Genomic DNA, 24,189 nt, shown 5'->3' on the forward strand with positions numbered 1-24,189 from the left:
CGCTGCCTGGGCCGGGGTCTCCTGCTCAGGCTTCTGCAGGGTCACCTCCAGTTTGAGGGTGCGCCCCAGGTGCTGGTTCAGCGCATCGTTCAGCCGCCGCTGCTGGGTGGCGTTGAACAGCGCGCTCTGGCCCGGATCGAGATGCAGATGCCAGTGGTCGCCGTCGGCAGCTACCAGCGTACAGTTGGCACCGATGCTGGCGGTCAGGCCGCCGAGGCCGAGCCGCGGGAACAGCTCCAGCCACTCCGCGGCCAGGCCGGTGGCCGGCTTCGCCGCCGGCAGCGGCTCCTCCACCACGACCACGTCAGGCTCGGGCGCGGCATCCAGGTAGGCCAGGGTATCCATGTCGACTTCGTAGTAGTCGTCTGCGGGCGGTGGCTCGTCGTCCTGCTCGTCCTGCTCGTCAGGTGCTACCGGCAACGCAGCCGGCAGGGCTTCCAGAACGGTTTCCACCACCGCCTCGACCGCCACTGCCGGAGGGATCGAGGGAGCGTCCACGGCTAGCGGCTCGGGCTCGGGCTCGGGCTCGGGCTCGGGCTCGGGCTCGGGCTCGGGCTCGGGCTCGGCAGCGAGGCTCGGCGCCGGCTCTTCCCAGGGCAAGTCGACGACCTCTGCCGCGGCGGCGGGCTCTTCGACAACCGCTTCCGTGACGCGCGCCTCGATCGCCGCCGGCGGCGCGGATGGCGCTGCCGGCGGGGCAGCCGGGGCTTCGACGGGCGCAGCCACGACAGGCGCGGGAGCAACGGTAGCGACCGGCGCAGGCGAGGCCGCGCCGGCCACGGGGGAGTTGGCGGGATCAGTCGTGGCCTTGCTGATCCCAAGGTCCTTTAGCGGCGTCCTCGTCGCGCCGTCGGCGTCCGCCGGGCGGAACGCGAGCATCCGCAGCAACACCATCTCGAAGCCGCTACGCGGATCGGGCGCCAGCGGCAGGTCGCGGCGGCCGATCAGGCCCATCTGGTAATAGAACTGTACGTCTTCCGCCGGCAACGCCTGGGCCAGGGCCAGCACCCGCTCGCGGTCGCCCTGGCCATTGTCGATCGCTTCCGGCAGGGCCTGGGCGATCGCGACGCGGTGCAGCACGTTGAGTATTTCGGCAAGCACGCCGCCCCAGTCCGGCCCCTGCTCGGCCAGGTGGCGCACCGCTTCGAGCAGGGCGCGCGCATCGCCCTCCAGCAAGGCCTGGAGCACGCCATAGACCTGGCCGTGATCGAGGGTACCGAGCATCGCCCGCACGTCTGCGGCCAGCACCTTGCCCTCGCCGAAGGCGATGGCCTGGTCGGTCAGGCTCATGGCGTCACGCATCGAGCCGTCGGCGGCGCGCCCGAGCAACCACAGGGCGTCATCCTCGAAGGGCACGTTCTCGGCTCCGAGCACGTGGGTCAGGTGCTCGACCACCCGCTCCGGCGGCATGTTCTTCAGGGAGAACTGCAGACAGCGCGAGAGGATGGTCACCGGCAACTTCTGCGGGTCGGTGGTGGCCAGCAGGAACTTGACGTGCGGCGGCGGCTCCTCGAGGGTCTTGAGCAGCGCATTGAAACTGTGCGACGAGAGCATGTGCACTTCGTCGATCAGGTAGACCTTGTAGCGTCCGCGGGTCGGCGAGTACTGCACGTTGTCGAGCAGCTCGCGGGTATCCTCGACCTTGGTCCGGCTCGCGGCGTCCACTTCGATCAGGTCGACGAAGCGGCCTTCGTCGATTTCGCGACAGACCGAGCATTCGCCGCACGGCGTGGAGCTGACCCCGGTCTCGCAGTTCAGGCACTTGGCCAGGATCCGCGCGATGGTGGTCTTGCCGACCCCGCGGGTACCGGTGAACAGGTAGGCATGGTGCAGCCGCTGGTTGTCCAGGGCGTTGATCAGAGCCTTGAGCACATGGGTCTGGCCGACCATTTCACGGAAGGAACGGGGACGCCATTTACGCGCAAGAACTTGATAACTCATCGAAAACCGTCGCAGAAGGGAAGCACAAGTCGGCCAATGCTAGCGCAATTTACCCCTTCTGCGCTCGCCGACTTGGCAAACTGCGTGCTAAGAATTCCCCTGGCCCTTCAGCAGCCCTCGTCGGTGGCAATGACTCTACCTTCCCTGACATCGTTCATGCCTCATTTCGGCGCACCTGCGCTGCTCCTGCTGCAGTTGCTCGCGGCCCTGCCAGCGACGGCCGTGGAGACCGACGCGACGCCATTGCGCTTCTCGGTGATGGAAAGCTGGAGCATGCCGTTGGTCCGCCTGCAACGGGGCCAGCCGATCGACGGCATCGTCTACGACATCACCCGCTCCCTTGCCCGGCAGGTCGGCCGCAAGGCGCTCTACCACCCCTACCCGCGCGGGCGCATCGAGCAGGCGATGAACGCTGGCGAAATCGATGTCCGCTGCTACATCAGCCCCGCCTGGCTCAGCCACGACTTCCCCGGCTATCGCTGGAGCGTCGCGCTGCTGGTGCAACGCGACATCCTGGTCGCCCGCGAAGGCTTCGCGCCGATTCCCGAGGCGCTGCCGGCCCAGCGTATCGGTACCGTCCTTGGCTACAGTTATCCCCGCTTGCAAGCGCTGTTCGACATCGGCCGACTGCGCCGCGACGATGCGCGCACCCAGGATCTGGTGCTGGAAAAGCTGCGCGCCGGCCGCTACCGCTACGCGGTCAGCCATCAACTGTCGCTGCACTGGAGCAACCGCCAGGCGCCGGGGCAGCCGCCACTCCAGGAAGCCGCGCAGCTCGAAGAGACGGCGGTGAGCTGCATGGTGCGGGACTCCGCAGAGGTTCCGGTGGAAGCGATACTGAAGACGTTCGAGGAAATGAAGCGCAGCGGAGAGATCGAGGAGATACTGCAGCGCTACCGATAAGAGCGGCGGCGGCGTGCGGAAAATGGCGGGCCTGAAATGGAGGCGGCCCCGCCAGCCACACCCCGGCACACGATGTTCCCGCTGTGGCTGCTTCCTTCCGGACCTGACCAGGTTGACGGGTAATCGTTGCGGGGGGACCGACAGGGCCACCATTGCAGCCTACCCTCGGGTAGGCCGCGCCATTCTACCGGCTTGCGCGTAAGTTACAACCACTTCAAGCACTTACGTTTGCAATCCATTTCGCGAAAGCGGTTCATTGCTGCTGGATCAGACCCTCCGGCGGCGGCTGGGTCGATACGCTCAGCTCGGTATCGACATACAGGTCCAGGGTGCCCCAGCCCGGCTTGGTGCTGAACGACGCATACTTCTCCTCACCGCGATGGAAGGAGAAGGCGATCCGGTAATCGCTGCCGCCGAACAGCTTCACCGGAAACTCGCGGACCTGGCCGGGCCGGATCTCCCCGGAGAAGGTTTCCACGCCCTGCTCCTTGTAGCTGTAGGCGATCGGCGCCGAAGCCTGGCCACTGTAATGCAGCAGGATGCGCGGCCGCTCGCTCCAACCCACGTAGGCGCCGAACAGCACCACCAATGCGAGCACGCCCAGCAACCGCTGCTTTCTTGCCTTGTCCATCGTTAACTCCAGTCTTCGGAAATCTTTCGCAGCAGCGCCGCCGCTTCAGCGGGCGACGCCGTGCTCGTCGAACAGTTTCAGCAGGCCGTCTTCGTCGAGCACCTTCACGCCCAGCTCGTTGGCCTTGGCCAGCTTCGAGCCGGCGCCGGGCCCGGCGACCACGCAGTGGGTCTTGGCCGACACCGAGCCGGCCACCTTGGCGCCGAGCCCTTCCAGCTTGTCCTTGGCCACGTCCCGGCTCATCGCCTCCAGGGTGCCGGTCAGCACCCAGGTCTGCCCGGCCAGAGGCAGGCCTTCGACCGCCTTGCGCTCGCTCTGCCAATGCATGCCGAACTCACGCAACTGCGCCTCGATGGCCAGGGCACGCTGCACGTTGGCCGGCTCGTCGAAGAAATCGCGCAGGCTTTTCGCCGCTCGCTCGGGCAGACGCTCCACCTGGCGTAGATCGAGCCAGTCGGCGCGGATGATGCCGTCGAGCGAACCGAAGCGGCTGGCCAGCTTTTCCGCGCCGGTGGCGGCGATGAAGGGAATGTTCAGCTTGTCGATGAAACCGGCCAGCGAGGCACAAGCGGCGAACTCCGCGGCGACCTCGCCCTCTTCCTGCAACTGCACGCCATGTTCGGCATCGCGCAACTGGGCGATCACCTGGCGGTTGTGCTCGTCGGCGAAGAAGTTGTGGATCTCGTAGGCTACCTCGGCGCCGACGTCCGGCAGGTAGGTCAACACTTCCGGGAGCGCCTTGCCGATCCGCTCGAGCGAACCCAGCGAACGCGCCAGCAGCTTGGCGGTTTCCTCGCCGACGTCGGGAATCCCCAGAGCGAAGATGAAGCGCGCCAGCGAAGGCTTGCGGCTATCGGCGATGGCCGTCAGCAGGTTGTTGGTGGACAGCTCGGCGAACCCTTCCAGCTCGAACACCTGTTCATAGGTCAGGGTATAGAGATCCGCCGGCGAGGCGACCAGCCCGCGATCCACCAGTTGCTCGACGATCTTGTCGCCAAGACCGTCGATGTCCATTGCCCGGCGCGATACGAAATGGATGATCGCCTGCTTCAACTGCGCCTGACAGGAGAGGCGGCCGACGCAGCGATAGATGGCGCCCTCGCTGATCGACTCCTTGCCCTTGCTGCGCTTGACCAACTGGGTCCGCTCCACGGCCGAGCCGCAGACCGGGCAATGCTCGGGCACCTCGATAGCCTGCGCATCCGCCGGGCGGCGCTCGAGCACCACCTGCATGACCTGCGGAATCACATCGCCAGCACGGCGGATCACCACCGTATCGCCGATGCGCAGGCCCAGGCGGGCGACTTCATCCATGTTGTGCAGGGTCGCATTGGACACCGTGACGCCGGCCACCTGCACCGGCTTGAGGCGTGCCACCGGGGTCACGGCGCCGGTGCGGCCGACCTGGAACTCGACACCCAGCAGCTCGGTCAGCTCCTCGCGCGCGGGGAATTTGTGGGCGATCGCCCAACGCGGCTCGCGCGCGCGGAAGCCCAGTTCGCGCTGGAAGGCGATGCGGTTGACCTTGAACACCACGCCGTCGATCTCGTAGGCCAGCGCATCGCGTCGGCGACCGATGTCGTCGTAGTAGTCGCGGCAGGCCTGGGCGCCCTTGACCAGGCGCAGCTCGCGACTGATGGGGATACCCCAGCCGCGGAACGCCTCGAGGATGCCCACCTGGGTGTCCGGCAGCGTCCCGCTGACCTGGCCGAAGCCGTAGGCACAGAATTCCAGCGGGCGACTGGCGGTGATCTTTGAATCCAGCTGGCGCAGGCTGCCGGCCGCCGCGTTGCGCGGGTTGGCGAAGGTCTTGCCGCCGGTTTCCACGGCCTTGGCGTTGAGCGCCTCGAAACCGGCCTTGGACATGAACACCTCGCCGCGCACTTCGAGGATCTCCGGCCAGCCTTCGCCGTGCAGCTTCAGCGGTACGTTGCGAATGGTGCGTACGTTGCTGGTGATGTCCTCGCCGGTGCTGCCATCGCCGCGGGTGGCGCCGCGCACCAGTTGGCCGCGTTCGTAGAGCAGGCTGACGGCCAGGCCGTCCAGCTTCGGCTCGCAACTGTACTCGACCTCCGCGCCACCGCCGAGCAGGTCGCCGCCAGGCAACAGGTCGGCCAGTCCTTCGCGTACGCGGCGGTCGAAGTCCAGCAGGTCCTGCTCCTCGAAGGCGTTGCCAAGGCTGAGCATGGGGATCTCATGGCGCACTTCGCCGAACGCCGAGGCCGGCGTGCCGCTGACCCGCTGGGTCGGCGAGTCGGGCGTCAGCAGTTGCGGGTACTCGGCCTCCAGCGCCTGCAACTCGCGGAACAGGCGATCGTATTCGGCGTCGGGAATGCTCGGTTCGTCGAGCACGTAGTAACGGTAATTGTGGGTGTCCAGTTCGGTTCGCAGTTGCGCGATGCGTTCGGCGGCAGCCTGGGTGTCGGTCATGGTGGGAGTCCGTGAAACGAAAAGAGCAGCCTCGGCTGCTCTATAGAGTAGTTCGCCCCCTCCCGTACGAAGAAAGGGGCTGTGGCCGGATCAGCGCTTCTGCATCAGGCTGCGACGCTCATGGTCGATGATGCGCTGGCGGTAGTGCTCGATGGTCTGGGCGGTCAACACGCTGCGCTGCTCGTCCTTCAGCTCGCCGTTCAGCTCGTGGGCCAGCTTGCGAGCGGCGGCAACCATCACGTCGAAGGCCTGCTTCGGATGGCGCGGCCCCGGCAGGCCGAGGAAGAAGCTCACGGCGCGGGTGCTGAAGTTGTCGATGTCGTCCAGGTCGAAAGTGCCCGGTTTCACCGCATTGGCCATGGAGAACAGGATCTCGCCATTGCCGGCCATGCTTTCGTGGCGATGGAAGATGTCCATGTCGCCGAAGCGCAGGCCGCTCTCGAGGATGTTCTGCAACAATGCCGGCCCCTTGAAGCCGCTCTCGTCGCGGGCGATGACGTTGATGATCAGCACCTCGTCGACCGGGGCAGGTTCGGCAGCAACCGCAGGGGCTTTCTCCCGCTCTTTCTCCTTGCGGCCCTTCGACTTGCCCTTGCGCGGCTCCACCGTCTCGGCGGCATCGCTCGGGTCCGCCTCCAGGGCCAGCCCCTCGTCGAGGTCCAGATCGCCCTGGCGCGGCTCTTCCTGGCGCTTGCCGCCCTTGCGTTCCTTGGCTTCGCGGGCGCTGACGCTGGGCAGGTCCTGTTCGTCGAAGGATGGCTCGCGATGCTCGACCACGCGCGCCGGCCCCAGCAGTTCAGCCGAGTCGCCGTCGTCGTCCGGCAGATTGGCGAAACTGCGGTCGAGCTTGAACTTCAACTTGCCCTTGCCGCCCCGCATCCGCCGCCAACCGTCGAAGAGAATGCCGGCGATCACGATAAGCCCGATAACGATAAGCCATTCGCGCAGACCGATATCCATGTAATTCCGTAGCCCCTAGTGAAAATGGTGAATAAAAAATGAAAAAAGGACGTCCTGTCCCTTGAAACGTGGAGCCAACCTTGTTCTGACAGAACTTTCCCACGCGATACAAAAAGTGGCCATTAAACTAACATGCCCATGCACAAGTTTACACTGCCTGACACTCAGGCTTCAGCCAATGCGACCGCCTCTTCCACGTCAACTGCAACAAGCCGTGAACAGCCCGGCTCATGCATGGTCACGCCCATCAACTGATCGGCCATTTCCATGGCGATCTTGTTGTGGGTGATATAGATGAACTGCACCTTTTCCGACATCTCCTTCACCAATCGCGCATAACGTCCGACGTTGGCATCGTCCAATGGCGCATCGACTTCGTCGAGCATGCAGAACGGCGCCGGGTTCAACTGGAAGATGGCGAATACCAGCGCCAGCGCGGTCAGCGCCTTTTCCCCGCCGGACAACAAGTGGATGGTGCTGTTCTTCTTGCCCGGCGGGCGCGCCATGATCGCCACACCGGTATCGAGTAGATCTTCGCCGGTAAGTTCCAGATATGCCGTACCGCCGCCGAATACCTTCGGGAACAATGCCTGAAGGCCAGCATTGATCTGGTCGAAGGTTTCCTTGAAACGATTGCGGGTTTCCCGGTCGATCTTGCGGATGACGTTTTCCAGCGTCTCCAGCGCTTCGGCCAGGTCGTCGTTCTGCGAGTCCAGGTAGCGCTTGCGCTCGGACTGCTGCTGGTACTCCTCGATCGCCGCCAGGTTGATCGGCCCCAGACGCTGGATGCGCGCCGCGAGACTCTCGAGACGCTCCTCCCAATCGCGTTCGCTGGCATCCAGGGGCAGGTTGGCCAGTACCGTATGCAGGTCGTAGCCGTCTTCGGCGAGCTGCTCCTGCAAGGCTTTGCGCCGCACCACCAGCCCCTGCCACTCCAGGCGCTGCTGCTCCAGCTGGCCACGCAGCAGTTGCGATTGCTGCTCGGCCTGGCCGCGGCGCTTCTCCACCTCGCGCAGTTCGCGATCGGCGTCTTCCAGGGCCAGCCGCGCCTGCTTGAGTTCGTCCTCGACGGCCATCCGCCGCTCCAGCAACTCCTCGAGCTTCATGCGCAGCTCTTCCAGCGGTGCCGCCCCCTCCTCCAGATTGAGGTTGAGCTGTTCGCAACGCTCGTTGAGGCGCGCCGACTGCTGGTCGAGGCGCTCCAGGGCCTGCTGGGTGGAATTGTGCTGCGCCTTCAGCGAGCCGACCCGCACCGCCAACTGGTGCGCATGGTCCTTGTGGGTGCGGGCATCCTGGCGAATCCGGTCGAGCCGTTCGCGCAGGGCGTCACGCTCCGCCAGCAGGGATTCCCGGCGCTCGGTGTCCAGCGCCATGCTATCCAGCGCTTCCTGCAGGGTCAGGCGCGCCTCGCTCAGTTGCTCCTGTTCCAGCGCGCGCTGCTCGGCCAGTTCCGCCACTTCTTCGTCGAGACGGCGGCGACGCAGTACCAGTTGCTCGACCTTGGCCTGCTGCGCGGACAACTGCGCCTTCAGCTCGCCGTGCCGGCGCCCCTCCTCCTGGACCTGGCGCCGCACCTGCTCGCGCGCGCCTTCCAGCTCGCGCTGCTCGTCGCGGGCCGCAGCCAGACGCTCCTCGCCTTCGGCGACACGGGTTTCCAGGGCCTCCCGCCGCTCCTGCAACGCCTCCAGTTCCTGGGCGCGGGCGAGCATGCCGCCTTGGGCCTCGTCGCTGCGCCGGACCCGCAGGAAGTGCCGGCCGACCCAGTAGCCATCGCGACTGATCAGGCTCTCGCCGTCGTCCAGGGCGCCGCGCTGGGCGAGCGCCTGTTCCAGGGTCTCCACCGGTTTCACCCGGGCCAACCAGGGACTCAGGTCGGCGTCGGCGCGGACCTTGTCCAGCAGCGAACCGGCCGCCGTCGCGGCTCCGCGAGCGGGGCTGAGCAGGCGCAGCTCGCCCTTGCCGAAGCCGGCCAGGGCGAGCCCGTCGAAGCCGTCCAGCAAGACCGCCTGCAGATCCGCGCCGAGCACGGTCTCCACCGCCAGCTCCCAACCCGGCTCGACACGCAAGCCTTCGGCGAGGCGCGGACGTTGTTCCAGGCCCTGCTCGCGCAACCACTCCAAGGCGCCCTGTCCGGGATCGAGAGCGGCCTGCTGCAGGGCCTCCAGCGAAGCGATGCGCCCGTTCAGGCGCTGCAACTCGCCCTGCGCCTGGTGCTGTTCGGCGGCCAGTTGCTGCAATTCCTGGCGCAATTGTTCGAGTCGCTCGGCTTGGCCCTGCTCCTGCAATTGCAGTTCTTCCAGGGCCAGTTCGGCGATCGCCACCTGTTCGTTGAGTTCGAGGATCGCCGCGTCCTCGGGGTCGGCCGCCAACTGGCCACGCTCCTCCTGCAGGCGCCGCTCGCGATCCTGCAGGCGCTCCAGGCTCTGCTCCAGGTGCTGGATGCGCGACTGCTGCACCTCGGCCTGGCGGCGGGGTTCGGCGCTCTGCTGGTTGAAGGCATCCCACTGCTGCTGCCAGGCCTGCATGCCCTGCTCGGCCTGTTCCAGGGCGATGCCCGCTTCTTCCGCGGCGGCCGCGCTGAGTTCCTGTTCCGGTGCGAGCATGGCCATTTCCTCAGCCAGGGTCGCGAGCAAGGTACGGTCGTGCCCGAGGTGCGATTCGGTTTCCTGGCGGGTCCGTTCGGCTTCGCGCAAGTCGTCCTGCAACTGGCGCTGGCGCTGCTGGCCATGCTGGATGCTCTGCTCGACCCGGGCGATGTCGCCGCCGACCGAATAGAAGCGTGCCTGCACCTGGTTGAAGCGTTCGGACAACTCGTGATGGCCGTCGCGCAGCCGTTCGATGCCGGCATCGGCACCGCGCTGCTCGGCTACCAGGGCCTCGAAGGCGACCTCCTGGTCGCCGATGACCCGCTCGCGCTGACCGACCTGCTCGTTCAGGTCGCGCCAGCGCACGGCACCCAGCTGGGCCTTGAGCTGGCGCTCCTCGGCCTTGTGCTCCTGGTATTTTTCCGCCGACTGGGCCTGCCGGTGCAGGCGTTCCAGTTGCCGCCCCAGCTCTTCGCGCAGGTCGGTGAGGCGTGCCAGGTTTTCCTGGGTCCGACGGATGCGGCTTTCGGTTTCGCGGCGGCGCTCCTTGTACTTGGAAATACCCGCGGCTTCCTCGATGAAGTTGCGCAGGTCTTCCGGACGCGCCTCGATCAGCTTGGAGATCATGCCCTGTTCGATGATCGAGTAGCTGCGCGGCCCCAGGCCGGTGCCGAGGAAGATGTCGGTGATGTCGCGCCGCCGGCACTTGGTGCCGTTGAGGAAATAGGTGTTCTGCCCGTCCCGCGAGACCCGCCGGCGAATGGATATCTCGGCGTACTGGGCGTATTCGCCCACCAGGGTGGTCTCGGCGTTGTCGAAGATCAGCTCGATGCTCGCCTGGCTCACCGGCTTGCGGGTATTCGAGCCGTTGAAGATGACATCGGTCATCGACTCGCCGCGCAGGTTCTTCGCCGAGCTTTCGCCCATCACCCAGCGCACCGCGTCGATGATGTTCGACTTGCCGCAGCCGTTCGGCCCTACCACTGCCGCCATGTTGCTGGGGAAGTTCACCGTGGTCGGATCGACGAAGGACTTGAACCCCGCCAGCTTGATGCTCTTCAGGCGCATGCGTGCGCTCCCGCCAGGGTCGCCATCAGCGTTCGGCGAGCGCGGCCAGCACCAGCTGGCAGTTGTGGCGGCCGTATTCCAGCAGGACCTCGCGGATCCTCGCCTCGTCACGGGCGATCACCGCTTGCAGGAGCTGAGCAAAACTGCCGAGGAACTGGTTCATTTCCGCCTTGCGCCGTTCCAGCGCCAGGTGGTAGGCGCGACTCACCGCCGGCAGCAGGTTTTCGACGGTCTCCTGCAGGTAGGGATTGTTCGCGAAAGGAAAGGCCGCGCGCATGATGTCGAAGCTGGCCTCGACGAAGCCGTCGATATCGCTTTGCGCCAGGTTGTTCAGCAGGCGCTGCTGGATGACCAGGAACGGTGCCAGCTCGGCTTCGCTGCGCCAGCGCCGGGCGACGCTTTCCGCCAGCAGGATGTAGAGCTGCACGATCAGCGCGTAGAGGCTTTCCACATGTTGCGGGGACAGTTCGGACACCTGGGCGCCGCGGCGCGGCAGGATGTTCACCAGGTGGCGGCGTTCGAGAATCAGCAGCGCCTCGCGGACCGAGCCGCGACTGACGTTGAGGGTCTGGGTGACCTTCTGCTCCTGGATACGTTCCCGTTCCTTGAGTTCTCCCCGGATGATGCGTTCCGCGAGGTGGTGGGCGATCTGCTCTGCCAGGCTGTCCGGGGCCTTGAACGTCATGGTGATCCTTTTATCCAGGGGCGCGTTTTCCGGGGGTATATGGATGGGAAGTGTAACACAGGGCGTTACCCCGCCGGCTTCCCGGCGAAGCGGCGGACAGAACGAAGGTTGGGATGGGGCAGGCCGGCCAAGGGAGGACAATTGTCAGACAATCTAACAAGATAAATACGAGGACTTCCCATGTTTGCCTCGCTTTCCTCTGCCTGGATGCTGCGTCTGAAAAAGTACGGCTACTGGATCTGGCTGATCGCGGTGCTCGGCATCCCGCTCAGCTACTGGTGGTCGCTCGGTAGCGACTACCCCAACGCCTGGCCCTGGCTGGTGATCAGCGTGGTGTTCGGGCTGATCCCGATCCTCGATGCCATCGTCGGCCGCGATCCGGCCAACCCCGAGGAAGCCAGCGAAGTGCCGGAGATGGAAGCACAGGGCTACTACCGCGTACTGTCCCTGGCCACCGTCCCGCTGTTGCTGGGCATGCTCGTCTGGTCCGGCTGGATCCTCGCCCACGAGACCCGCTGGGACTGGGTCGGCCAACTGGGCTGGATCCTGTCGGTGGGCACCGTGATGGGCGCCATCGGCATCACCGTCTCCCACGAACTGATCCACAAGGACCCGCAACTGGAACAGAACGCCGGCGGCCTGCTGCTGGCAGCGGTGTGCTATGCCGGCTTCAAGGTCGAACACGTGCGCGGCCACCATGTACACGTCTCGACCCCGGAAGATGCCTCGTCCTCGCGCTACGGCCAGAGCCTCTACTCGTTCCTCCCGCACGCCTACAAGCACAACTTCCTCAACGCCTGGCGCCTGGAGGCCGAGCGCCTGAAGCGCAAGGGCCTGCCGGCCCTGCACTGGCGCAACGAGCTGATCTGGTGGTACGCCATCAGCGCCCTCTTCCTGCTCGGCTTCAGCCTGGCCTTCGGCTGGCTGGGAGCGATCTTCTTCCTCGGCCAGTCGGTGATGGCCTTCACCCTGCTGGAGATCGTCAACTACGTCGAGCACTACGGCCTGCATCGGCGGCGCCTGGACAACGGCCGCTACGAACGCACCACGCCGGAACACTCGTGGAACAGCAATTTCCTCCTGACCAACCTGTTCCTTTTCCACCTGCAGCGCCATTCCGACCACCATGCCTACGCCAAGCGCCGCTACCAGGTGCTGCGCCACTACGACAGCAGCCCGCAACTGCCCAACGGCTACGCCGGGATGATCGTCCTCGCCCTGTTCCCACCGCTCTGGCGCGCGGTGATGGACCCGAAGGTGCGCGCCTACTATGCCGGCGAGGAATACCAGCTTACCGACACCCAGCGCATCTGAGCGTCCCGCCCCTGGGAAACGGCACCTTCGGGTGCCGTTTTCGTTTATGGGCAAACTGACTGACCTACAGGTCAAAAAATTATTTGACTCAAAAGTCAGTTTTTTCTAGATTCGCCTCCATAGCTCCTACCGTGGAGCCCTGTGCGGAAACCGCCCCACTCCGGCCGGTTCTCCTGCAAGGCCTAGAATTCAATAACAAGAACCCGCCTGGAGGCACGCCTTGATCAGGTTCCTGCTCAACCGGGAGATCCGCGTCGAAGAACGCCTGGACCCCAACCTCACCGTCCTCGACTACCTGCGCCGGCACCTCGGCAAGACCGGCACCAAGGAAGGCTGCGCCTCCGGCGATTGCGGCGCCTGCACCGTGGTGGTCGGCGAACTGGTCACCGGCGAGGATGGTGCCGAACGCATCCGCTATCGCAGCCTGAACTCCTGCCTGACCTTCGTTTCCGCCCTTCACGGCAAGCAATTGATCACCGTCGAGGACCTCAAGCACCAGGACCGCCTGCACGACGTGCAGCAGGCGATGGTCGACTGCCATGGCTCGCAGTGCGGGTTCTGCACGCCGGGTTTCGTCATGTCGCTGTTCGCCCTGCAGAAGAACAGCGCCGGCGCCGATCCGGCCAAGGCCCACGAGGCGCTCGCCGGCAACCTCTGCCGCTGCACCGGCTACCGGCCGATCCTCGACGCCGCCGAGCAGGCCTGCTGCCACAAGCGCGCAGACCAGTTCGACGCCCGGGAAGCCGCCACCATCGAGCAATTGCGCGCCATCGCTCCGCGCGAAACCGCCGAGCTGAACAGCGGTGACCGGCGCTGCCTGCTGCCGCTCACCGTCGCCGACCTGGCCGACCTCTACGGCGCTAATCCGCAGGCACGCCTGCTGGCCGGCGGCACCGACCTGGCGCTGGAGGTCACCCAGTTCCATCGCGAACTGCCGGTGATGATCTATGTCGGCCACATCCGCGAAATGAAACGCATCGAAGTGGGCGCCAACTGCCTGGAAATCGGCGCCGCCACCCCGCTGACCGACTGCTACCAGGCGCTGGCCGCGGACTACCCGGACTTCGGCGAGTTGCTGCAGCGTTTCGCGTCCCTGCAGATCCGCAACCAGGGCACTCTCGGCGGCAATATCGGCAACGCCTCGCCGATCGGCGACGCCCCGCCGCTGCTGATCGCCCTCGGCGCGAAGATCGTCCTGCGCCGCGGCGAACGGCGCCGCGAGCTGCCGCTGGAGGAGTACTTCCTCGACTACAAGGTCACCGCCCGCGAAGAAGGCGAGTTCATCGAGAAGATCCTGGTCCCGCGTGCCCGGCCCAGCCAGGCGTTCAAGGCCTACAAGGTCTCCAAGCGCATCGACGACGATATTTCCGCGGTCTGCGCCGCCATCAGCCTCGACCTGGAAGATGGCCGGATCGCCCGCGCCAGGGTCGCCTTCGGCGGCATGGCGGCGATTCCCAAGCGCGCCGCCGCCTGCGAAGCGGCGCTGCAAGGCGCGCGCCTGGAAGCCGCCAGCTTCGAACGCGCCGCGGCCGCCCTGGCGAACGACTTCACCCCGCTCAGCGACTTCCGCGCGAGCAAGGAATATCGCCTGCTGACCGCGCAGAACCTGCTGCGCAAATGCTTCCTGGAGCTGCACGCTCCCGCCGTCGAAACCCGGGTGACCGCCTATGTCTAACCATCGCAAGCCGCACAAGAGCCAGGAAGAGCTGGCCGACCTGTTCCGCGCCGAGCTGACCACCGGAGTCGGCCGCAGCGTCAAGCACGAAAGCGCCCCCAAGCACGTCAGCGGCGAGGCGATCTACATCGACGATCGCCTGGAGTTTCCCAACCAGTTGCACGTCTATGCGCGCCTGAGCGAGCGCGCCCACGCCCGCATCACCCGCCTCGACGTGACGCCCTGCTACCAGTTCCCCGGCGTCGCCATCGCCCTCACCGCCGCCGACGTTCCCGGCCAGCTCGACATCGGCCCGGTGGTGGCCGGCGACCCGCTGCTGGCCGATGGCAAGGTGGAGTATGTCGGACAGATGGTCCTGGCGGTCGCCGCCGACAGCCTGGAAACCGCGCGCAAGGCGGCCATGGCGGCGATCGTCGAGTACGAAGACCTGGAGCCGGTGCTCGACGTGGTCGAGGCCCTGCGCAAGCGCCATTTCGTCCTCGACAGCCACCAGCACCGCATCGGCGATTCCGCCGCCGCGCTGGCCGGCGCGCCGCATCGCCTGCAAGGCACGCTGCACATCGGCGGCCAGGAGCATTTCTACCTGGAGACGCAGATTTCCTCGGTAATGCCCAGCGAAGACGGCGGCATGATCGTCTATTGCTCGACCCAGAACCCCACCGAAGTGCAGAAGCTGGTGGCCGAGGTCCTCGGGGTTTCCTTCAACCGCATCGTCATCGACATGCGCCGCATGGGCGGCGGCTTCGGCGGCAAGGAAACCCAGGCCGCGGCGCCGGCCTGCCTGTGCGCGGTGGTCGCCTACCACACCGGGCGTCCGGCGAAGATGCGCCTGCCGCGCATGGAGGACATGCAGATCACCGGCAAGCGTCACCCGTTCTACGTCGAATACGACGTCGGCTTCGACGACGATGGCCGCCTGCACGGCATCCAGATCGACCTGGCCGGCAATTGCGGCTATTCGCCGGACCTCTCCGGCTCGATCGTCGACCGCGCCATGTTCCACTCGGACAACGCCTACTTCCTCGGCAACGCCACCATCAACGGCCACCGTTGCAAGACCAACACCGCCTCGAACACCGCCTACCGCGGTTTCGGCGGGCCCCAGGGAATGGTCGCCATCGAGGAGATCATGGACGCCGTGGCCCGCAGCCTGGGCAAGGACCCGCTGGAGGTGCGCAAGCTCAACTACTACGGCAAGAACGAGCGCAACGTCACCCATTACCACCAGACCGTCGAGCACAACCTGTTGGCGGAGATGACCGCCGAGCTGGAAGCGAGCAGCGAGTACGCCCGCCGCCGCGAGGAAATCCGTGCCTTCAATGCCGCCAGCCCGGTCCTGAAGAAAGGCCTGGCGCTGACCCCGGTGAAGTTCGGCATTTCGTTCACCGCGACCTTCCTCAACCAGGCAGGTGCGCTGATCCACATCTATACCGACGGCAGCATCCACCTGAACCATGGCGGCACCGAGATGGGCCAGGGCCTCAATACCAAGGTCGCCCAGGTGGTCGCCGAGGTCTTCCAGGTCGACGTGGAGCGCATCCAGATCACCGCCACCAATACCGACAAGGTACCCAATACCTCCCCCACCGCCGCCTCCTCGGGCACCGACCTGAACGGCAAGGCCGCGCAGAATGCCGCCGAAACCATCAAGCGGCGCCTGGTGGAGTTCGCCGCACGGCACTGGAAGGTCAGCGAGGAAGACGTCGAGTTCCGCAACAACCAGGTGCGTATCCGCGAGCTGATCCTGCCGTTCGAGGAACTGGTCCAGCAGGCCTACTTCGGCCAGGTTTCGTTGTCCAGCACCGGCTTCTACCGCACGCCGAAGATCTTCTACGACCGCGAGCAGGCCCGTGGCCGGCCCTTCTATTATTTTGCCTACGGCGCCGCCTGCTCGGAGGTGATAGTCGATACCCTCACCGGCGAATACCGCATGCTGCGCACCGACATCCTGCATGACGTCGGCGACTCGCTGAACCCGGCCATCGACATCGGCCAGGTCGAAGGCGGCTTCGTCCAGGGCATGGGCTGGCTGACCATGGAGGAACTGGTCTGGAACGCCAAGGGCAAGCTGATGACCAGCGGCCCGGCCAGCTACAAGATTCCCGCCGTCGCCGACATGCCGCTGGACCTGCGGGTGAAACTGCTGGAGAACCGCAAGAATCCGGAGCAGACCGTGTTCCATTCCAAGGCCGTGGGCGAGCCGCCGTTCATGCTCGGCATCTCGGTCTGGTGCGCGATCAAGGACGCCGTGGCCAGCCTCGCCGACTACCGCGCGCAACCCGCCATCGACGCGCCGGCGACGCCCGAGCGGGTGCTCTGGGGCGTGGAACAGATGCGCCGGCTGAAGGCCGCCCAGGCGCAAGCGGCGGACGCCGCGGTCGAACCGGCCTGAACCGCCGCGATCGGGAGGATGACGAGATGAACTGGATCAGCGCCCTGGCCGAGTTGCAGCGTAGCGGCGAACCTTGCGTCCTGGTGACCATCATCGAGGAACGCGGCTCGACCCCGCGCAACGCCGGCTCGAAGATGGTGGTCAGCGCCGAGCGGCTCTACGACACCATCGGCGGCGGCCACCTGGAATACAGGGCCCAGGCCATTGCCCGGGAAATGCTCGCCGCGCGGACCCAGGACACCCGCCTGGAGCGCTTCAGCCTGGGCGCCAGTCTCGGCCAGTGCTGCGGCGGCGCCACGGTGCTGCTGTTCGAGCCGATGGGCCAGCCGCAGGCACACATCGCCGTGTTCGGCGCGGGCCACGTCGGTCGCGCCCTGGTACCCTTGCTCGCCAGCCTGCCCTGCCGGGTGCGCTGGATCGATTCGCGGGAACACGAATTTCCCGCGCTCCTGCCCGACGGCGTGGAGAAAGTGGTGAACGACGAAGTGCTCGACGAGGTCGAGCGGATGCCGCCCGGCAGCCACTTCATCGTCATGACCCACAATCACCCGCTGGACCTGGAGCTTACCGCGGCGATCCTGGCGCGCAACGACTTCGCCTACTTCGGCCTGATCGGCTCGAAGACCAAGCGCGTCAAGTTCGAGCACCGCCTGCGCGAACGTGGCGTCGACGCCGAACGCCTGCAACGGATGCGCTGCCCGATGGGCCTGGAGCAGGTGAAAGGCAAGCTGCCGGCGGAGATCGCCATCTCCATCGCCGGCGAGGTGATCGCCACCTACAACGCCGCCTTCGGCCTGGAACGCAAGCAGGGGCCGTCGAGCGTCACCCGGCTGACCCCGGAGTCGCGCCGCGCCCACGAATCCTGAGCGGCCCCCCGCTCCCCCGCGTCCGCCGCCAGGCGGCGGACCTCCCACGAACCTTTTTTCGAGACTGCCATGACCCGCAACGCCAAAGCCTACCGCGCCGCCATCCTGCACAGCATCGCCGACCCCGCGGAGGTCGGCGTCGAACGCTCCTACGAATACTTCGAGGACGGCCTGTTGCTGGTGGAGGACGGCAAGGTCGCTCGCCTCGGTGACGCCGAAACCCTGCTCGGCGAGATCGGCGAGGTCGAGGTCTTCGAGTACCGCGACGCGCTGATCACCCCCGGCTTCATCGATACCCACATCCATTTCCCGCAGACCGGGATGATCGCCTCCTACGGCGAACAACTGCTGGACTGGCTGAACACCTATACCTTCCCCACCGAGCGCCAATTCGGCGACCAGGCCCATGCCGACCAGGTCGCCGAGATCTTCCTGCAGGAACTGCTGCGCAACGGCACCACCACCGCGCTGGTCTTCGGCAGCGTGCACCGGCAATCGGTGGAATCGCTGTTCGAGGCCGCCCGGCGCCTGGACCTGCGCCTGATCGCCGGCAAGGTGATGATGGACCGCAACGCGCCGGACTACCTGACCGACACCGCCGAGAGCAGCTACCGCGACAGCAAGGCGCTGATCGAGCGCTGGCACGGCCAGGGCCGTCTGCTCTACGCGGTGACCCCGCGCTTCGCCCCGACCAGCACCGCGGAACAGCTGGACATGGCGGCGCGGCTGCTGCGCGAGCATCCCGGCGTATACCTGCACACCCATCTGTCGGAGAACCTCAAGGAAATCGAGTGGGTGAAGGAGCTGTTCCCCGAGCGCAGCGGCTACCTGGACGTCTACGACCACCACGGCCTGCTCGGGCCGCGCTCGGTGTTCGCCCATGGCGTGCACCTGTGCGACGGCGAATGCCAGCGCCTGGCGGAGACTGGCTCGGCGGTGGCGTTCTGCCCGACCTCCAACCTGTTCCTCGGCAGCGGTCTGTTCGACCTGCCGAAGCTGGAGCGCTACAAGGTCAAGGTCGGCCTCGGCACCGATGTCGGCGCCGGCACCAGCTTCTCCCAGCTGCAGTCCCTGAACGAGGCGTACAAGGTCATGCAGTTGCAGGGCGCCCGCCTCGATCCGTTCAAGTCGCTCTACCTCGCCACCCTCGGCGGCGCCCGTGCGCTGGAGCTGGACGACCGGATCGGCAGCTTCGCCACCGGCAACGAGGCGGACTTCGTGGTCCTCGACTACCACGCCACCCCGCTGCTCTCCTACCGCCTGAGCCAGGCCGGCAGCCTGGCCGAACGGCTGTTCGCGCTGACCATCCTCGGCGACGACCGCACGGTGAAGGAAACCTTCGCCGCCGGTCGCTCGGTGCATCGCCGCGACTGACACGCTCATGAAAAAAGCCCCGAAGGTGTCCGAACTCTAGCTGGGGGGAGCCACACTTCTGCACTGCTGAGTTTCGCGTGGCTGAGTCACCTGTATCGGTGGGCTGGAGCGGTCCTTAAATAGGCCACTGCTGGCCGGAGGCAGTCTCCCGGCCACCCTCACTCCCCCACCCGCCCCTCGACCCTCCGCAAGCGCGCCATGCTGTACACATCCACGAAGCGCCCATCCCGCACCGCGTAGTCGCGCATCTCTCCTTCGGTCTCGAAGCCGAACTTGCGATACAGCGCCAGCGCCGGGGCGTTGTCGGTGTAGACGGTGAGTTCGACGCGGCGCAGGTTCATCCAGTTGTCGGCGATGTCCAGCAGTTCGCCGAGCAGGCGGCTGCCGACGCCCTTGCCCTGCCAGGCGACGGCGACGCCCATGCCGATGCTGCCGCTGTGGCTGCGGCGGATGCGCGGGTGCTGTTCGAGGCTGGCGCTGCCGATGACGTCGCCCTGGTGCAGGGCGACGAGGATCAGCAGGCGGTCGTCGTCCGCGCTGTCGTGCAGGCGCTTGCGGCGCTGCTCCACCGACTGGTAGGGCATCTGCAGGACCTGGCGGGCCACGGCGGGGTCGTTGTACAGGGCGGTGAGGCCTTCCACGTGGCGTTCGCTGTAGCGTTCGAGGCGGATCGTCGGCGATTCGGCGGTCATTGCGGTCATCCCTGGGCTGTCTGGCCACCCAGCATAAGCGTCTGCGCCGGGCTCGACCAGCCGGTCGGAGATCGCGCTTTCCCTGCCGCGCGGCTCTGGCTAAGCTCGACCTTCAAACAACGAAAGGACGCCAGCATGGTCCAGAGCGCCCCAGCCAGCGAAATCGCCGCCCTCATCCTGCGCGGTTTCGACGATTACCGAGAGCAGTTCCGCGAGATCACCGACGGCGCCCGTGCCCGCTTCGAGCAGGCGCAGTGGCAGGAAGCGCAGCGCGCCTCGGCGCAGCGGATCAACCTCTACGAGGAAAAGGTCGCCGAAACGGTGGCCGGGCTGCGCGCGGGGCTGGCCGACAGCGAGCTGCTGGACGTGGAGCGCTGGCCGATCATCAAGAGCGCCTACATCGCGCAGATCGACCTGCGGCTGGACGACGAGCTGGCCGAGACCTGGTTCAACTCGATCTTCTGCGGGCTGTTCAGCCACGACAACATCAGCGACGGCACGATGTTCGTGCACACCACCCGGCCCTCGCTGCGCGCCCACGCCCGCGCGCCCTACACCCGCACCTACCGGCCGGGCGGCGACCTGCGCCAGGCGCTGGAGAAGATCTTCGACGACTACCGCTTCGACGTGCCCTACGACGACCGCGAGCGCGACCTCGAACGGATCGACGCACTGCTGCACAGCAACCTGCCGGACTGGGTGTGCAAGGACCCGGACCTGGCCATCGAGCTGATCGGCTCGGTGTTCTATCGCAACAAGGGCGCCTACCTGGTGGGCCGCCTGTTCACCCCGGACGAGCAGTGGCCGCTGGTGTTCCCGCTGCTGCACCGCGAGGGCCACGGCATCCAGTTCGACACGGTGATCACCGACGAGGCGGAAGTCTCGATCATCTTCTCCTTCACCCGCTCCTACTTCATGGTCGACGTGCCGGTGCCGGCCGAGCTGGTGGCCTTCCTCAAGCGTCTGCTGCCGGGCAAGCACCTGGCCGAGCTGTACACCTCGATCGGCTTCTACAAGCAGGGCAAGAGCGAGTTCTACCGCGCCCTGATCAACCACCTGGCGACCACCGACGACCGCTTCGTCATGGCCCCCGGCGTGCGCGGCATGGTGATGAGCGTGTTCACCCTGCCCGGCTTCAACACGGTGTTCAAGATCATCAAGGACCGCTTCAACCCGTCGAAGAGCGTCGACCACGCCACGGTGATCCAGAAGTACCAGTTGGTGAAGAACCACGACCGGGTCGGACGCCTGGCCGACACCCAGCAGTTCGCCGACTTCCGCTTCCCGGTGAGCAAGTTCGAGCCGGAGTGCCTGGCCGAACTGCTGGAAGTGGCGCCGTCGACGGTGGTGATGGAAGGCGACGTGGTGCTGATCCGCCACTGCTGGACGGAGCGGCGCATGACCCCACTGAACATCTACCTGGAGAACGCCAGCGAGGCGCAGACCCGCGAGGCGCTGAACGACTACGGGCTGGCGATCAAGCAACTGGCGGCGGCGAACATCTTCCCCGGCGACATGCTGCTGAAGAACTTCGGCGTGACCCGCCATGGCCGGGTGGTGTTCTACGACTACGACGAGATCTGCTACCTCACCGAGGTGAACTTCCGCTACATCCCCGAGCCGCGCTTCCCCGAGGACGAGATGTCGTCCGAGCCCTGGTATTCGGTGGGGCCCAATGACGTGTTCCCGGAAGAATTCCCGCGCTTCCTGTTCGTCGACCTCAACCAGCGCCGGCTATTCGCCAAGCTGCACGGCAACCTCTACGACGCCAAATACTGGCAGGGCCTCCAGGAGCAGATCCGCGAGGGCAAGGTGATCGACGTGTTTCCCTATCGGCGGCAGGAGACGCCTGAGCAGTTGCTCGGGTAGGTGCGGAGACAGACGGACGGTTGTTGGCCGTGAGGGCCCGGTTTTCGCGGGGCTGGAATTTTGTGGATTTTTTGATGTACCTCATAAGGTGTCTACATACAAATCAGCTAGTTATGGCTTTCGGTGGAATCGAATCGGGAATTTCTGGGTTGTTTAGATTGGTACCCAGCGAGAGTAGGAACTGCATAACGCTTGGTCAGTGAGCTCTATCCACGATAGCCATGGGGACACTGACTGGGCCGAGCAAAATAAATGTAGTGCTCAGGCATGCAAAAAATCACGACTCAAGAGATGATGAGGCAAAACGCCACCACCGTAAGGAATTAGCTTGTGGAAGCCTCTTCAACCATTCGCCACATGCTGGCCAACAACCGCATCGTCGTGCCAGCATATCAACGCGCTTATGCTTGGGATACGCCAGTTGAAGGTTCGACCCGCGCCAGCCAGACACAGGTATTTCTATCCGACCTAGAAGCCTATCGCAACAGCAAATCTCGCAGCCCTTATTACTTTGGCCATTTCCTATTTGAGCAGACACAGGGAGAATATCGGGTAATTGACGGCCAGCAGCGCCTGACTACGATCACGCTGTTCCTAGCTGCGTTGTTCGCATGCTTACAAGCCAAGCGCGCCCTCACCGAAGATGAGCAGGACTGCTACAAAGACATGATCAAGCAGGAAAGTCAGATCCGCTTTAAGACGGTCGACTACGACAACCGAACCTTCGTCGATTATGTGATCAACCAGTCCAGAACCGTCGCCCCGACTTCGTTAACCACATCTGCTCAGCGACTCATCAATGCGTTCGACTTCTTCAAAAAGAAGCTGGGTGCTCAGCCCGAAGCCTACCTGACCGACATGCTGCGGATTGTGTCCCAGGCATCATGCAGTACGCACCCAGTGCGGGATGAAGCTGAAGCCATCCAGATGTTCATCTTCCAGAACAACCGCGGCAAGCGTCCATCCAACCTTGAGGTGGTAAAGGCGCAGTTCATGTATGCCATCCATCTTCATGGCGAAGACCAAGAAACGAAGGACAGCTTGATCGAAGAGATCCAGAATCGCTTCGAAACCATCTACAAATCGATCTCGGCAATGGAATACCGCATCAATGAAGACGACGTGCTGCAGTACACCTTGCGCGTTCACTTCAATTCCCTGTGGGAAAGCGGCGCGCTAGATCGGATTGAGAAAATGCTCACCGCAGAGTTGCCTCTTGAGTTCGTGAAAGATTTCACTAGCTCACTGGCCATCAGTTTCGAGCATTTATCGGTATTCTTCGGCGATGACGAGCGAAACAGTTTTCCGATCCACTCTCTGGTGAGCTTGGGCGGAATCGCGGTTGTACTGCCATTTATTCTCAAGGCCTACCGCTTTGGTCTTCCTCTAGCGGACAAGAATCAGCTTTGTGTTGCCTTTGAAAGCCTGATCATCCGACATCGCCTTATTGGCACCCGGGCGGATATCACGTCCCGCATCAATGATGCTTACGAGGCCTTTACTAGCGACGCGCCAGCGATAGAGCCTATCCTGGAGAATATCGAGTATCTCAAAACTGTAGGCAGTGGATGGTGGGCTTATTGGAACAATGAAAAACTGGCAGACGCTCTAGAATGGGAAGTTAGACACTCCACCGCTAGGCACCTGCTATGGAAATATGAAGTACACCTAGAAGGACAAGGTCAGCGCGGTTACCAGCCACGGCGTTGTAACGATATCAAGCGTCCAGAACTGGAACACATCGCTCCCACTACCGAGCCCACAGCTAGCCCCCATGGCTACGGCACCTACGACGAAACCTTCAAGAGCGAATACCTAAACTGCCTCGGCAATTACCTACTGGTGTCAAAATCCCACAACTGTGCAGTGGGAAACATTCCATTCGCCGAAAAGCTGGAAACATACCAGCACAATTTCCAACAACGGGAAATAGCAAAATTTGTCAGCGCAGGTATCATTTGGGATCAAGATGCAATCCAGGTCCGGCACGATAAAATCGTCGCAGCACTTTTGGCTGTGCTTTAAGTAAATTGCATACCGGCTATGGTCAAAATATCCGGGGCTGAGACACTTAATCGCGCGAATACAAAAAACATACTACATTGCATTTAAATGACTAAGGAAAAACACATGGAGTTGGGAAAATGATTCAATGGCCAGCACACTCAAAGATAACCTGCTTAGATTCTAACGAGAAAATTATTGCTACCTCTGTGCGTAGCAGGCTAGATTTGTCGGACTCTCTAATGCTGAACCGTGACCACCAAAAACCATTATCTTGCCAAATTGAGGTTCTAACCAAGTCGACAGACTGGACGACCTGGAATTCAATTAACGTAAAAAGAATTGAAGACCATATCGTCTATGACCTTGAATTTGACGGTTACAAGGTAAAAATTGACCGCATCAGCAAACCGAGCAAAACTTTGTGCAGCAAACCATTCAAATGGAAGCTTGAAATAAGCGTTGACTACAACGATACAGTGCTTGGAGTGGATAAAAAACCTATAGGCACGAGGTTCAAGGTAGCTCGAAGTGATGCATCCGTTAAAACCATTCAATCAAATATTGAAAAGATTTTCGGCCTGCCTCCTGGTTCCGTTTGTTTACTAACTCCTGACTCCAAGAAGGCAAGTTTGCGCTCCTCGATAAAATCCCTAAGGAACAAATGGAAAACAGCTAGCCGCTCACTTTGAACCGGTGCCGGCGCCTTTGCCACGTGCTAGCATGTAAACAGAGGCGCATACAACGGTCAATCCAGCTTACGTCGGCACGCATTTTATAATGTTGGCGCATAAATATAT

Annotated in this window: 15 protein-coding genes, 1 other RNA gene and 1 pseudogene (1 of these 17 only partly in view); 9 read left to right on the forward strand and 8 right to left on the reverse strand. The window is 64.1% G+C overall.

Going from position 1 to position 24,189, the window contains the following annotated elements:
• Positions 1–1,941: pseudogene (gene dnaX, locus ACTJJX_RS19860) on the reverse strand (DNA polymerase III subunit gamma/tau); it reaches 106 nt to the left of the window's first position.
• 36 nt (positions 1,942–1,977) lie between these two features.
• Between dnaX and ACTJJX_RS19865 the strand changes: the two are divergent.
• Positions 1,978–2,844, forward strand: a complete 867-nt coding sequence (locus tag ACTJJX_RS19865) for a substrate-binding periplasmic protein (protein ID WP_003122917.1) — start codon at positions 1,978–1,980, stop codon at positions 2,842–2,844.
• 46 nt (positions 2,845–2,890) lie between these two features.
• On the opposite strand, the gene ffs is transcribed toward ACTJJX_RS19865, so the two are convergent.
• From ffs to ACTJJX_RS19895, 6 genes are all read right to left on the reverse strand, one after another.
• Positions 2,891–2,987: signal recognition particle sRNA small type (gene ffs / locus ACTJJX_RS19870), an RNA gene on the reverse strand.
• Between the two features lie 110 nt (positions 2,988–3,097).
• Complete coding sequence (locus ACTJJX_RS19875; RefSeq protein WP_003083354.1) at positions 3,098–3,475, reverse strand: hypothetical protein; 378 nt, start codon at positions 3,473–3,475, stop codon at positions 3,098–3,100.
• A 45-nt stretch (positions 3,476–3,520) separates the two neighbouring features.
• The gene (gene ligA, locus ACTJJX_RS19880) at positions 3,521–5,905 is read right to left on the reverse strand and encodes an NAD-dependent DNA ligase LigA (RefSeq protein ID WP_003114675.1); all 2,385 of its coding nucleotides are present in this window, start codon (positions 5,903–5,905) and stop codon (positions 3,521–3,523) included.
• Positions 5,906–5,995: 90 nt separating this feature from the next.
• Entirely contained in the window at positions 5,996–6,865 is an 870-nt protein-coding gene (gene zipA, locus ACTJJX_RS19885; RefSeq protein ID WP_003083352.1) for a cell division protein ZipA, read from the reverse strand.
• 164 nt (positions 6,866–7,029) lie between these two features.
• On the reverse strand, positions 7,030–10,518 hold the full coding sequence (gene smc, locus ACTJJX_RS19890) for a chromosome segregation protein SMC (protein ID WP_016851797.1): 3,489 nt from the start codon (positions 10,516–10,518) through the stop codon (positions 7,030–7,032).
• A gap of 25 nt (positions 10,519–10,543) precedes the next feature.
• Positions 10,544–11,203 carry a GntR family transcriptional regulator gene (locus ACTJJX_RS19895; protein WP_003083350.1) on the reverse strand — a complete coding sequence of 220 codons (660 nt, stop codon included), beginning with the start codon at positions 11,201–11,203 and terminating at the stop codon, positions 10,544–10,546.
• A gap of 180 nt (positions 11,204–11,383) precedes the next feature.
• On the opposite strand from ACTJJX_RS19895, the gene alkB2 reads away from it, so the two are divergent.
• From alkB2 to guaD, 5 genes are all read left to right on the forward strand, one after another.
• Positions 11,384–12,517 (forward strand): alkane 1-monooxygenase AlkB2, encoded by a 1,134-nt coding sequence (alkB2, locus tag ACTJJX_RS19900; RefSeq protein WP_003083349.1) that lies wholly within the window; start codon positions 11,384–11,386, stop codon positions 12,515–12,517.
• Between the two features lie 220 nt (positions 12,518–12,737).
• On the forward strand, positions 12,738–14,192 hold the full coding sequence (gene xdhA, locus ACTJJX_RS19905; RefSeq protein WP_003083347.1) for a xanthine dehydrogenase small subunit: 1,455 nt from the start codon (positions 12,738–12,740) through the stop codon (positions 14,190–14,192).
• Positions 14,185–16,584 carry a xanthine dehydrogenase molybdopterin binding subunit gene (gene xdhB, locus ACTJJX_RS19910; protein WP_003122919.1) on the forward strand — a complete coding sequence of 800 codons (2,400 nt, stop codon included), beginning with the start codon at positions 14,185–14,187 and terminating at the stop codon, positions 16,582–16,584. Before xdhA ends, xdhB begins: the two co-directional genes overlap by 8 nt.
• 26 nt (positions 16,585–16,610) lie before the next feature.
• On the forward strand, positions 16,611–17,450 hold the full coding sequence (xdhC, locus tag ACTJJX_RS19915) for a xanthine dehydrogenase accessory protein XdhC (protein ID WP_003083344.1): 840 nt from the start codon (positions 16,611–16,613) through the stop codon (positions 17,448–17,450).
• Positions 17,451–17,519: 69 nt separating this feature from the next.
• Positions 17,520–18,824 carry a guanine deaminase gene (gene guaD, locus ACTJJX_RS19920; RefSeq protein ID WP_003083342.1) on the forward strand — a complete coding sequence of 435 codons (1,305 nt, stop codon included), beginning with the start codon at positions 17,520–17,522 and terminating at the stop codon, positions 18,822–18,824.
• Between the two features lie 158 nt (positions 18,825–18,982).
• On the opposite strand, the gene ACTJJX_RS19925 is transcribed toward guaD, so the two are convergent.
• Complete coding sequence (locus ACTJJX_RS19925) at positions 18,983–19,516, reverse strand: GNAT family N-acetyltransferase (protein ID WP_003082887.1); 534 nt, start codon at positions 19,514–19,516, stop codon at positions 18,983–18,985.
• 135 nt (positions 19,517–19,651) lie between these two features.
• Between ACTJJX_RS19925 and aceK the strand changes: the two genes are divergently transcribed.
• From aceK to ACTJJX_RS19940, 3 genes are all read left to right on the forward strand, one after another.
• Positions 19,652–21,385, forward strand: coding sequence for a bifunctional isocitrate dehydrogenase kinase/phosphatase (gene aceK / locus ACTJJX_RS19930; RefSeq protein ID WP_003082886.1), 1,734 nt, complete (start codon positions 19,652–19,654; stop codon positions 21,383–21,385).
• A gap of 330 nt (positions 21,386–21,715) precedes the next feature.
• Positions 21,716–23,410, forward strand: a complete 1,695-nt coding sequence (locus tag ACTJJX_RS19935; protein ID WP_025986377.1) for a DUF262 domain-containing protein — start codon at positions 21,716–21,718, stop codon at positions 23,408–23,410.
• A 221-nt stretch (positions 23,411–23,631) separates the two neighbouring features.
• Positions 23,632–24,081 (forward strand): hypothetical protein, encoded by a 450-nt coding sequence (locus ACTJJX_RS19940; protein WP_124073820.1) that lies wholly within the window; start codon positions 23,632–23,634, stop codon positions 24,079–24,081.
• Positions 24,082–24,189 lie beyond the last annotated feature (108 nt).

Source organism: Pseudomonas sp. 22490, from assembly GCF_052044465.1.
Taxonomy (GTDB): domain Bacteria; phylum Pseudomonadota; class Gammaproteobacteria; order Pseudomonadales; family Pseudomonadaceae; genus Pseudomonas; species Pseudomonas aeruginosa.